Annotated in this window: 2 protein-coding genes; one reads left to right on the top strand and one right to left on the bottom strand. The window is 44.4% G+C overall.

What is annotated here, in order from left to right; all coding sequences use genetic code 11:
* Nucleotides 1-230 precede the first annotated feature (230 nt).
* Complete coding sequence (locus HG263_RS17685; RefSeq protein WP_171627419.1) at nucleotides 231-1,535, top strand: inosine/guanosine kinase; 1,305 nt, start codon at nucleotides 231-233, stop codon at nucleotides 1,533-1,535.
* 83 nt (nucleotides 1,536-1,618) lie between these two features.
* Here the strand turns inward: HG263_RS17685 and HG263_RS17680 are convergent, their stop codons facing one another.
* The gene (locus tag HG263_RS17680) at nucleotides 1,619-13,795 is read right to left on the bottom strand and encodes a tandem-95 repeat protein (protein WP_246240023.1); all 12,177 of its coding nucleotides are present in this window, start codon (nucleotides 13,793-13,795) and stop codon (nucleotides 1,619-1,621) included.
* Between the last annotated feature and the right edge of the window lie 91 nt (nucleotides 13,796-13,886).

Genomic DNA, 13,886 nt, shown 5'->3' with positions numbered 1-13,886 from the left:
GTGAAAATAGCGAAGAAAGTGTGCGAAATAGCTTTATTGGGCAAATTCGCTTATGTGCAGCTGAGGTTAACTATGTATCAGAACCTAAAAACCATAAAAAATTGATGGTTTTTCGCTAATTTAGTGCAATCGTCCTAGAAAATAACAAAATCACGTGGCTCTCAAGGCTACACTTAAGCTATAATTCGCCGCTTTTTTTATTTCTTGAGCTCAACACACACGGGTAAAACATGAAATTTCCGGGACGCCGCAGGCATAAACATTATTTTCCAGTGGAAGATAAAGACCCTCTAGTCAACCAGTTAGGTAACGAAAATGGTTTGAAGCACAGTTATATTTGTGGCATCGATCAAATCGTTGTAGATATAGAAGCGAAAGTTGATCAGGCATTTTTGGATGAGTTTGGTTTACAGCGCGGCATGTCACAAGTAATTGCAAGCGACATTACCAACGCATTATATGAACGCTTAAAACGCGACAATATGATCGAATATGAGTTTGCTGGTGGCACCATAGGTAATACAATGCACAACTATTCAGTACTTGCCGATGATCGTTCGGTTTTGCTAGGTGTAATGAGCGAAAATATTACCGTTGGTAGTTATGCATACAAGTTTTTGTGTAACACCTCTAGTCGTGTCGACTTAAACCACCTTCAACCTGTTGATGGCCCAATAGGTCGGTGCTTTACTTTGATAGATAACACAGGTGAACGAACCTTTGCGATTAGCGCTGGTTTGATGAACTACCTTCGTCCTGAGTCTATTTCTCAATCGCTCATTGAAAATGCATCAGCTTTAGTGATCAGTGCTTATTTAATGCGCACCAGTGGCGATGAAACAATGACGCAAGCTACCATGCAAGCAGTGCACTATGCCAACCAAGCAGGAGTCCCTGTTGTATTGACATTGGGTACCAAGTTTTTGATAGAACAAGACCCAACTTGGTGGGCTGAGTTTGTTGAAAACCACGTTGACATTCTCGCTATGAACGAAGAAGAAGGTGAAGCTATTACAGGGTTTTCTGACCCTCTATTAGCGGCTGATAAAGCACTAGACTGGGTAGATTTAGTTATTTGTACAGCAGGTCCCAAAGGCCTATTTATGGCGGGCTACGTTGATGAACAGTTTAAGCGTGAGACTGAATACCCATTGTTGCCTGGAGCAATTGCTGAATTCAACCGCTACGAATTCTCTCGCGGTATGCGCAAAGCTGATTGTAAAAAACCAATCAGAGCATACAGCCATACTGCACCTTATATGGGTGGCCCAGACACTATTAAAAACACCAATGGTGCTGGAGACTGCGCACTAGCGGCGGTGCTACATGATTTATCTGCAAACGAATATCACAAATTAAATGTGCCAAATTCAGCTAAACATGAGCAGCAAGCTATTACATACTCTTCATTGGCACAAATTAGTAAATATGCCAACCGTGCGAGTTACGAAGTGTTAGTGCAACACTCACCGCGCTTATCGCGTGGTCTACCAGAGCGAGAAGATTCACTAGAGCAATCTTATTGGGATAAGTAAACCTCATATAGATTACAGCTACAAGCAGCACATATAAAAAAGCCCCTATCATGGGGCTTTGTGTTATCGGTACACTTATATATCTAAAAGCGGTATTGCAACCCCAACGCTATTTCACCAATATCATTTTTTGATAAAAAGTAGTGGCTATAGTCAAGTCCAACCGACAGCTTTTTTGATACCTCGTAGTAAACTCCCCCGCCCAAATAACCACTGAAGCCATCATCTTTGTAAGTTTGAGAGTTGCCACCATCACTTAGGCTGTCAATTTCATATTGCCAGCGTAATAAGCCTATGAACACTCTGCCGTTAAATTGATTTGTAATACTTTTAGAAAAATCAATTTGAGCCGATACGCCACTGGGTAGCACAGGCGCTTCTTTTGCGAGTATATTTTGAGCTTGATCTACTGAACTCACATCACCTGAAAAGCGCACTTCTCCTTCGCCCAAGTCGATATACCTAAGCCCAACATGCAAACTGGGAAGTACTTCGTAAAAAGCCCCGATAGACCAACTTGTGCCTTTGTCATCTACTTTTTCAATAGATAACTGCGTAGCTCGTAGTTCTGAATCGGCGGTAGCTTGACCAACACTCCCCGTAAATTGCCATAATTCAGAATTAGCTTGAGCAGGACCCATGGCAGCAATTCCAAACACCACTAGCACTGCAGCGAACAAACGGCTACGACGAATAAATATTGCAGTTGTTAGTAACACAAGCAACCCTCCTAGTGAACCCGATGAACTATTTGTAATCGTCGTATTTTGTGACGTATTTACCACTACTGATACAACTCCTTCGGTTGATGCTCCATATTCATCACGGACCACATAAGTGATAATGTCTGTACCTGAGAACCCAGTTTTTGGTGTGTAGGTAATAGTATTGTCAACATTTATAGCCACACTGCCTTGCTCCGCACTGGCAGAAACCAAATACAAAGCGGCTCCCTCTGGGTCACTGTCGTTCGCGAGCACATCTATTACTAATACAGCCCCCCCATTACTAATGGCGCTGTCATCTACAGCGACAGGAGCTTTGTTCGTAATCACAGACACACTCACAGTACTACTCGACGTGCCACCTTTGTTATCTGTAATACTATATTGAATCGTTGCTTGACCAATAAACATATTAGGTGGCGTATAGTGAACCTGATCATTAATCACTTCAACAGCGCCAAAATCGACACTGACACCTGTTATTGTCAGTAAATCACCATCTTGATCCGTATCATTAACCAACACATTGATTGCGATTGATTGCCCAGACACAATAGTTGCTGTATCAGTATTCGCTTTAGGTAATGCATTGTTACTCAGTGGCACTGCTATACCACCGGGGTCTACAATAGTGCCGTTAGCAATACCATCATCATCATTAGGTCCACCATCGACAATTCTCAATTGAATACACCAAGCGCCTTCTACTAAACCACTCACCCATTGAGTATCTCCTGGAGGAGGACAGAACCCAGGCTCACCTTGAGCCGACAATAGCTGATTGTCTGTATCGACAACAAAGTCGACCCACTGTCCATTTTTCAATTTACGGTAAATGGCACCAAGAGGCACAGGTAACCGCTGCGGTAATACTATTGAATAAACGTCACCTGCTTGCGGTAAACCTGTCGCAATATAGTCAAATAACCCGCCTGTATTCGTTGCGCTAGGGTCATTAGGTAACTCTGTTTCTAGTAACTGCAAACCCCCAGTTTGGTTTTGTGCCACTGTGACACCTTTACGTAAGCAAACACCTGGGTCACCTTCAACTAAGAATTGTCCTGATTCAAGTGCCTGTTCTTGCATAACATTACATTCAGATATTGCATCTTGGAAATCAGGGATCCCATCCCCATCGGAGTCTGTATACCCTTCTTGATCATCAGGGATCAAGTCTCCATCAGAGTCATTACCACCTAGCGAACCCAACGATTCAATTATCTCGATAAATACATCTTTGGTCGTTGACAAACTCGGCGTCGCATTATCTTTGGCGGTGACACTCACTTTATAGATACCTGTTGCAACACCTTGCGGATTAAACACAAATTGAAGAGGATCTGTTGCACTATTCACTAATCCCGACTCTGCTTGCCAAGAAACTGTAACTTGATCATTTGGATTAGGATCAAATACCGTTGCGTTAATTTGCACCTCATCATTCGTGGCAGTAATTAAACTGCGCTCTTCATTATTTTGAGTCACCGAGGTGGTAATTGATGGAGCAGCATTATCTTCAACAATGGTCACAATTGATGAAGACTTGGTGCCCACATTTAAACCACCATCTAAGGTGATCACAATAGTTTCATTCCCCTCAACCAAACCATCAGCAAAGATAGTAAACTCGATCTTCGCTTCTGTACCTGAGCTAATAACTACCTCGCCCGCTTGTATGTCATGGTCGCTGCTATTTGCCGTGCCAGAGACTGTGTAAGGTATCGTTACAGGATAACTTGGCGACACACCGTTAAGATAAACACTTACTGAATGACTTCTATCTTCGGCAACTCGACTATTTTTTTGCAATGAAACTAATGGGTTTACATTAACCGTCTGACTGGCCGTTGCAGCTAAGTTATTGCTGTCAACAGTTTGCCAGTAAACAAGATGTTTACCAGGCGCAAAGATAGGCGTATTGCGAGTCAAAGATACTGGCAGAGGGTTGCCCTGACTATCAGTTGCCACCGCAGTGCCTAGATCTACTTTCGTAAACAAGCCTGTCGCATTGACTGTAATGTCACTGGGTGCCTGAATTGTTGGTGCATTTCCGCCCGTTACGTTATTGATGGTTAACGTAGCCACAGCCGAAGCACGCTCTTTGCTACCATCAGTAATCACATACTTTATGGTAACAGGCCCTTGAGCATTACTAACTCCTTGGTAAACCAGTGTGCTATCTGTAATAGTCACTGTGCCCAGTGATGCCTTAGCTCCTATAATAGTGATTTTATCACCGTCGGCATCTGAGTCGTTTTCAAGTACTGGCAGTACGTATTGATTAGTAGATACAAAGTCAAATACAAAGTTGTCATCAACTGCAATTGGTACATCATTAATCGGCAATACGCTAATACTTACAGTTACAACTTCTGAACTTAACTCACCATCAGAGGCACTAAAGGTAAACCCATCACTACCATTAAAGTTAGGCAATGGTGTATAGCTGAATGTAGTGCCTTGAATTGCTACTTGACCATTTTGTGGTTGACTTTGCAGTGTTAACGTTAGCGTATCGCCATCAGCATCTTCTACCGCAGCCACAAAACTCGTCGTACCATCTTCTTTAACGTTTTGCTGCATATTGCTTGCAACAGGTGCTTCGTTTGTTGGTTCAACCGTTATAGCAAAAACGGGTAAGCTGGTTTGTAACTCTCCATCACTTACCGTAATGACGATATTTTCGAAGATCCCTACATCTTGACGAGTTGGAGTACCTGTCAAACTCCCCGTTGCAGAGTCAAACAATGCCCAACTAGGTAAACCTGCAATGCTAAAGGTGAGAGAAGTAGAATCTATATCTTCAGCTTGTGGCACAAAGCTATATTGTTCATCTTGTTTTACAGAGGTTGGCGCAATACCTTGAATTGTTGGTGCATCATTTACCGCCACCACCTCAACAGTAAACGCTGTAAGTGAAACAGTTGCCTGACCATCACTGACCGACACAACAATACCTGAATAGGTACCGTCTTGACCTTCTGTAGGAGTACCTGTAATAGCACCATTGGTATCATCAAATGCAGCCCATACCGGTAAATTACTCACGCTGAATGTCAAAGTATCTTGATCGGCGTCTACAGCAGTTGGCGTAAAGCTATAACTTTCATCTTCGTTTACTGATGTAGATGGTGTGCCAGAGATCTCTGGTACATCATTGACTGATGACACCGTAATATTTACCGTGGCCACATTTGAGGTTAACCCCTCAGCATCCTGCACCGTATAAGTAAAGCTATCGCTACCAAAGAAGTTGGCATTTGCGGTATACACTATAGAGCCGGTGCCTTGTACTTGTGCACTACCACCTTGAGGATTAGTTACAACGGTTACACTTGATGTGTTGAGCTGGCTATCTACATCGCTATCATTACCCAATACATTAATTTCAATATTACCGTCTTCTAGAATCTGTGCGGTATTATCTACCGCTACTGGCGCATCATTCACCGCTGTGATGTTGACGGTTACCGTTGCGGGATCAGAGCGTAACCCATCACTATCTTCGATGGTGTAAGTAAAGGTTAAAGTACCATTTTGGTTCAAGTTAGGTGTTATTGTAATTACACCGTCAGTGGCAACCGTCACATTTGCTTCGGTATATACCCCAGCGCCATTACCCTTATCCTCTAGCGCTATATCAGCACCAACAAATCCATTGTCTTCCACGTCTGTGTCGTTAGCCAGAATGGCCAAAGTAGTCGCTGTATCTTCATTGGTCGTTACCGAATCATTACCTGCAACAGGTCTGTCATTTACAGCACCAATATTAATAGACACTGTCGCGACATTTGAGCGACCACCTGCACTGTCTAAAATGGTGTAGGTAAAGCTATCACTGCCAGTCTCATTGGCATTTGGTGTATAGACTAGCGTACCCGCTGTTTGGTCTATATTGACAGCCCCTTTAGTTGGCTGTGTAGCAATTTCAATATTACCTGTTGGGTTTGTATCTTCAACATCCGTAGCACTAGCCCTAACGGTTAACGCCGATGTAGGCGTATCTTCACTAATGTTTGGAGTAAAGTTTGCTGCTACAGGCAAATCATTCACTGGCGTAATGGTAACTGATACTGTTGCCACATTTGACTCAGCTTGGTCGGAGTCTTTTACCGTATAAGTGAATGAGTCTGAGCCATTTTCATTTGCGTTTGGTGTATAAGTGACAACTCCATTACTGACTGATACTTGCCCCTTAGTTGGCGAAGTTTTAATAGTAACAGACGAGACCACAATGCCATTTTCAGGGTCGCTATCATTGCTTAATACATTGAGTGAATTAGCGACATCCTCTGTAACACTAAGGCTATCATTTACAGCCGTTGGGGCAACATTATACTGTTTGGTTACTGTATCGGTGAATGCCGAACTTGCATTACCAGCAATATCCGTAGCGGTGACAGAAAGCGTCAATGTTCCTTCAGCAAGATTTGTGACATTAATACTGGAAACTTGCTGTGTTGAGCCCGTAATTGAAATTGCACTGGCACTACTGACAGAACTGGTTCCATCTGAAATTTGATAGGTAAATGACCCAGTACCAGAACCCTCGAGGCCCGTTAAGGTGAAACTCATCGCAGCTTCATTGGTTGCGTCTATTTTGCTTTGGTCGATAGCGGCAGTTACACCTGTAGGCGCAGTCGCATCAATGGTAACTGATAAACCTGAGCTATCCGTTACATTACCTGCCGTATCACTTGCTCTAGCAGTAATAGTATGAGCACCAGAAGAAAGTGCAGAAGTCGTTATACTCCACTGACCGCTACTGACAACAGCGCTACCTACAGAGCCATCAACACTGGAGATAATTGTAATCGTATCGCCTGTGGTACCCGTCCCAGTAAAGGTTGGCGTTGTATCGTTGGTTAAATTATCAGTGCTTGAACTGCCACTGTCACTTGCTGTCGCTAAATCAGGAGTACTTGGCGTAGTAGGTGCCGTTGTATCGATTGTCACACTTAACGCAGCTGAACTGGCGCTGGTATTATTTGCAGAGTCAGTTGCTTTTGCAGTGATAGAATGAGCAGTACCGGATGCTAGGGTGCTGGTAGTAATTTGCCAATTTCCACCCGTGGCCGTTGCGCTACCAATAGATGTTGCGCCCCCACCAACCTGATCGCTGTATAAATTAACCGTTGAGCCACTTTCTGCAGTACCGCTAAGAGTAGGTGTTGCATCATTAGTAATATTATCTGTGCTTGAAGCACCAGTATCGGACCCTGAATCTAGATCAGGTGTAGAAGGAGCATTTGGCGCCACGTTATCGTTTACTGTTATCGTAAACGACTTTTGGAATGTTGCAGTGCCATCACTGGTTTGCACACAAATGGTGTAATCGCCTGGAGAAGTTGAACCTTGTGTTTGCAACGTACTTGCGGTGAATTGGAAGCTGCCATTACCAGAGCTTGCACTACAAGTGCCGCCATTGCTTGCGCCTACACTCACCAAACTATATGTGTGACTATCACCCGCTTCTATATCTGTGGTACTTGCGGTTGCAACTGTTGCCGCTGTGCCCGTAGCCGATTGATTAATGCTTGTCGCTGTTAGAGCGATATCTGTGGGCGCATCATTGACCGCCGTAATGTTTACAACTGCTTGATTGGTACCTGTACTGTTCTCAGTTCCATCATTAAATGTGTAATTCAACGTTACTGAAGACGAAGGGTCTTCAGAGCTATTACCATAATTGATTGACTGAAGAACACCATCAACCATAGCGGAGGTCGCACTGCTGTTAAATGTCAGTACTAAGGTTCCCGATGAATTAGTGGTTACAGTACCAACTGAGGTGGAGTTATATGTGAAGGTATTACCTTGGGTTAACGTACCTAGCAACCCTGAATTGCTAAATACATCTGATGAATTCGCACCGCCATTACGTGCAATCGTCACCGATGCACCACTATAGTTGCCATTACCGCCATTGAGTGCATCGAGTTCGGTATCAGCAACCGTTACATCCGTATCAATTGCAACGGAAGAACCGTTCTCCGTAAAGGTACTGCCACCATTTAAGCTACTAAATACAGGTACATTATTTGCGGCAGCGAATGTAATTAAAGTATCACTGCCTGAATCGGCCACTGTATATACCAAATCATTCGCTGGAGCATTGGTTAATGTGAGTGACACTTCAGGGCTTGCAAATGTTGTTGCATCGGTATCTACCTCTAGCGTGCCGGTCCCGTTAAAGCGCACGTTACTGGTAGTTAGTCCTGTTATTCCAGTAATAGTAATGGTATCGCCCGCAGCAAGGTCAGCAATGGTATCTCCGTTTAAGTCACTGGCTGCACCAGCAAAGTTGTCATTGCCGCTATTCCCAGTCATAGTATCCGTACCAGCACCTGGACGAATGGTATCTGCACCACTACCACCAGTTATTGTATCGGAACCATCTAAGTCTGCGGCAGTAATTTGCAAGACATCTGTTGCAAATGCAGAAGCATTTATCACCAAGTCAGCGGTGATAGCACTGCCTGATGAATTAGTAACAGACACTGTTTGCCCGTCCGCACTAAAATTGTCTGTTAAGGTAATCGTAGCGTTATTATTGGTGCCAATGGCAATGCCTTCAATAGCAGAAATAGATGTGGTTGAGAAGTCAAATGTCCCCCCATCCATTAACTTCAATGTTTCAGAACCTCCGCTTCCAGAAATAGCCGTCGCAAAGTTGCTTAGGTTTGCAGAATCGATCGCGACAGTAGCGCCACTGCCAACAGACAAGCTACCAATATTTGTAAAGACACCACCACTGACATCGGCACCATCAGTGACCTGCACTTGGTCAGCGACTGTGCTATCACCGGTGAGGGTACCAGTATAAGTGCTGCCGCCAATTGCAAACGTTATGGCATCGGTAGCTGAACTTGCGGTCACACTCGTTGTACCTGTGGCCACAGTTATGGTTCTGGTATTGGTTGTATCATCACCCACGCTGTAAGTTTCAACACCGACTAAGGTAGTAAAGTCACCATCTCCACTGATGGTAATTGTCTCTGAACCTGGTGCTGTTATAGTGCCTGAGAAAGCAGAGTTTTGACTGGCAGTCATCGCTACGGATGCGCCAGAGGCGAGCGTTAAATTAGTGATATTACTGATAGAGGCACTTGTAATATCTGCACCTGAACTCATCGAAAGGGTGTCAGCAACAGTGCTATCTCCTGTCAAAGTGCCTGTATATGTTAACGTGCCTATATCAAAAGTAATAGCGTCTGTAGTCGATGACCCTGTAACAGAGTGTGTAGCCCCGTTTACCGTTACCGAACGCGTGTTAGTGCTATCGTCTAACAAGGTGTAGTTTTCAATTGCGGAGAGCGTAGAGACACTGCCATCGCCTGACACAGTAATGGTTTCAGTACCAGCCCCTGAAACGGTGCCAGAAAATGCTGATAACTGAGATGCACTAAGCGTTGCAGATCCGCCACTTGTTACAGTCAGATTTTCAAAACCTGATATCGTCGCACCAGCAATACTACCACCATTACCAACCGTCAGTGTATCAGTACCAGAGCCACCAACTATAGAACCTGTCGCAGTCAGCGTGCCAACGTTCACTGTGTCATCGCTCGCACTACCGACTAGGTTTTGTGACGCACTACCAAGAGTAAAGGTGTTGGCAACAGAGAGTGAATAGCTTTCTACGGCACTATTACCCGTCAATCCATCCGTTGCCGAGCTAATTGTAATGGTTTCTGAACCAGGTGCGGTAACTGTTGAGAAGCTATCATGTTGTGCCTCGCTCATCGTCACACTAGCACCACTGGCAAGTGTGAGGGACTCAAATGCAGAGACTGTTGCGCCACTGATATTTGCTCCAGAGCTTGCTTGTAGAGTATCTGTACCTGAACCACCGTTTAACGTACCTGTAGCGCTTAAGGTAGTCACATTAACCGTATCATCACCTGTACTGCCGGTCACATTTTGCGCAGCATCAGCTAGGGTAAAGCTCATCGCCTCCCCCAGCACATAGCTTTCAATGTCGGCATCACCAGTTAGTGCTTGGTCTCCGTCGGCGCTTGAAATTGTGAATTGATTGGTGCCTGCGCCATTAATAGTGCTAAATGCATCATGTTGAGATTCATTTAAGGTAATTGAAGCACCGCTATCTGGTGTTAACGTTTCAAATCCTGTTAAGCTAGTGAACCCAGTTAAATCAGAACCTGTTGGAACAGATAAAGTATCGGTTCCTGTGCTACCATCCGCAGTTGAACCAGTGATATGGCTGGTATCTGCGATAGTCAATGTTTCATCATCACTGGTAAATGTAATAGCAGGAGATAAATTTGTACCATTAGTGGTATTAAAGCTAGCCGCAGAGCTAGTTGCTGCAGTTACGTTACTGACCGAAATTGTTGCTGTACGAGAGGTGCTATTGTCTGTGCCATCATTGATCACTACAGTGACGGTTCTGGCAGTTTCATTCGCAGAGCTAGAAGTGTTGTTATAAGTCACAGCTTGCAAGAAAGTTTGCACTTCTGATGCCGTCGCCGTCGCACCAGACACAGTGATGGTGTCTTGTAGTGTAATCTCAGATGACCCCGAAATACCGCTCAGTGCATCTTGTGCAGCTGCCGTTACATTGAGCCCCTCTGATGCACCATCTTGATCATTAGTCAGGCTTACCGTAATAGTCGTAATGGTATCGCCATCGGCTTCCGTTACGGCTGCGCTTGCTGCGATATTGACAGCGCCTCCCGCCTCAGTAAACGAAGCTGTACTGTCGTTACCACCTGTACCAGAATCTAAATCCACACTCGGTGGTGTATTACCCGTGGAAAAATTAAAGGTTGTATCATCGCTAATGCCATCAAAATTGTTGCCTACTGAATCATCAACCGCAGTTGCATCGACTCGAATTGCATAATTTCTATTACCTGTTAGATCCGAAGTCGGGTTTATATAAATCTTGTCATTAGTAATACTGATACGGCCAGCGCTGGGCGTTGTCGTTGTACCATCACTTTTAGTTGCTACATTAAATACTTCAAAGTCACTACTGTTCGATACATTGCGAATGGTAATATTACCTGTACCTAGCGCAATATTCTCACTAAAGTCGAGAACAATATCATCACTCACAGTGACATTCGTCGCATTATCATTCGGTGTCGAATTAGCACCGTCAAAAGTTGGACCCGTTGTATCTATTGTAAAACTGGTTATTGCTTGCGCTGCACTGGCATTGCCCGCAGCATCAGTCACCGTCACTGTACAGTCTGTATATGTGCCAGCCGCTAGCGCTGTCGAATTATCCGCTTGAGTCAGAGTGATGGTTTGATTACCTGTGGAGCCAATCGTCGTTGAGGTTGATGTACCACAACTGCCACCCACAGACAGTGTACCTGTCTCTGTAGTACTAAATGTATAGCTTGGCGTTGTATCATTGCCCGGGGTTGTAACTGCCGTTACTTCAGCTAAAGTTGGAGCCGTTGTATCTATTGTAAAACTGGTAATTGCTTGCGCTGAACTAGCATTGCCCGCTGAGTCAGTCACCGTCACCGTACAGTTCGTATAAGTGCCTGCGGCTAGCGCTGTGCTGTTATCAGTTTGGGTCAGGGTAATGGTTTGATTACCTATCGAGCCTATCGTCGTTGAAGTTGACGTACCACAACTGCCGCCCATAGAAAGTGTGCCAGCCTCGGTAGTACTAAATGTATAGCTTGGTGTTGTATCATTGCCCGGGGTTGTAACCGCGGTGACTTCTGCTAAAGTCGGCGCAGTAGTGTCGATAGTAAAACTGGAAATGCTCAACGCGCTGCTGGCGTTACCTGAGGAGTCAGTCACGGTAATCGTACAATTACTGTATGTGCCCGCTGCTAAAGCGGTCGAATTATCCGTTTGAGTCAAGGTAATCGTTTGATTACCAGTACTACTGATGGTCGTTGAACTAGACGTACCGCAACTGCCGCCAACCGATAAAGTGCCCGTCTCGGTTGTGCTAAATGTATAGCTTGGCGTTGTATCATTGCCCGGGGTTGTAACTGCCGTTACTTCAGCTAAAGTTGGAGCCGTTGTATCTATCGTAAAGCTAGTAATTGTTTGGGCTGAACTAGCATTGCCCGCTGAGTCAGTCACCGTCACCGTACAGTTCGTATAAGTGCCTGCGGCTAGCGCTGTGCTGTTATCAGTTTGAGTCAGGGTAATGGATTGATTACCCGTAGAGCCTATCGTCGTTGAAGTTGACGTACCACAACTGCCGCCCATAGAAAGTGTGCCAGCCTCGGTAGTACTAAATGTATAGTTTGGTGTTGTATCGTTCGTAGGTGTAGTCACCGCAGTGACTTCAGCCACCGTAGGAGCAGTGGTATCAATTGTGACACTGAGGCTCGATGAACTACTGCTGACGTTACTACTCCCATCTGTTGCTTTGGCACTAATAGCATGCGTGGTCGCACTCAAAGCACTTGTGGTAATTTGCCAATTTCCACCAGTGGCCGTACCCGAGCCTATTGACGTTGCGCCACCATTAACCTGATCACTATATAATGTGACAGTAGAGCCGCTTTCTGCAGTACCACTTAAAGTTAAAGTTGTATCGTTGGTAATATTATCTGTATTGGATGAGCCAGTATCAGATGCGGCATCTAAATCTGGTGTAGAGGGCGCGTTTGGCGCTACATTATCGTTCACCGTAATCGAAAATGTTTTTTGAAAAGTTGTTGTACCATCGTTGGTTTGTACACAAACGTTATAACTACCTGCCGATAATGCAGATTGGGTTTGAAAAGTTGTGCCAGAAATTGAAAAACTGGCATTGTTATCATCACCCGAAGCAGTACAAGTGCCATTCGCACTTGCGCCATTAGTCACTAAGCTGTAGGTATGACTATCACCGCCATCAGAATCTGTTGTAGAAAGCGTGCCGACTGACGCAGAAGCTCCTGTAGCAGACTGATTAATCGAAGTTGCACTAAGGGAAATATCCGTCGGTGCCGAGTTGCTCGCAACAGGTGTAACAGTAATCGTATCTATTGCAAAGTTATTGTTATAAACATTGCTAGCCGTGTCATAAAACTCCAACACGACTGTATCAACATTTTGCCAGTCAGCACCTGAAAAATCAGTGCCTCTTGTAATTGTGAATACGTCCCCAATCTGTCCCAAAGGTACGGTAATTGTGGCAGTTACTGGGGTTGCAGCCGTTCCACCATCATACCCTTTTAAGTTAATCTGGTAATTACTGGCTGAAACCTGCAAGTTGGCATAGATGGTAATTGAGTCAAAGCTAAAGTTATTATTAGAGTCACTAGTATAAAATATATACCCGCCTGCTGAAGCAGACGGAGCCTGATTAATAAAGGCATCTGCTGCAACCGCAATGCCGCTATACACGGTCATAGTAGATGACGTGTAGGAAGTTGCAGTACCGGCATCAATTAGGTATGTAATAGAGTTATCAGTATGAGATATGTTAGCAACACCACTGCCCGACTTCACTTTATAATTAATAGAGAAAGCCGAAACCGATAAACTAAATACAGATAGCCAAACAAAAAGCCAATATTTGACGTTAGCTTTAATCTGATACCTCATACTTACTCCAAATGGCCCGTGGACCAAAGTTCAAAAGAGCTTTAAATGACAGGCAGCTAAAACACTTTCTAGTTAAATATACTTACAATCA

Origin of the sequence: Pseudoalteromonas caenipelagi (assembly GCF_013140855.1) — a bacterium.
Lineage (GTDB): Bacteria > Pseudomonadota > Gammaproteobacteria > Enterobacterales > Alteromonadaceae > Pseudoalteromonas > Pseudoalteromonas caenipelagi.
This window is presented reverse-complemented; position numbering and strand designations above follow the sequence as displayed.

What these genes read in the sequence shown, in the direction of transcription:
- HG263_RS17685 (WP_171627419.1), top strand. Translation starts at nt 231, where the DNA reads ATGAAATTTCCGGGACGCCGCAGGCATAAACATTATTTTCCAGTGGAA.
- HG263_RS17680 (WP_246240023.1), bottom strand. Translation starts at nt 13,795, where the DNA reads ATGAGGTATCAGATTAAAGCTAACGTCAAATATTGGCTTTTTGTTTGG.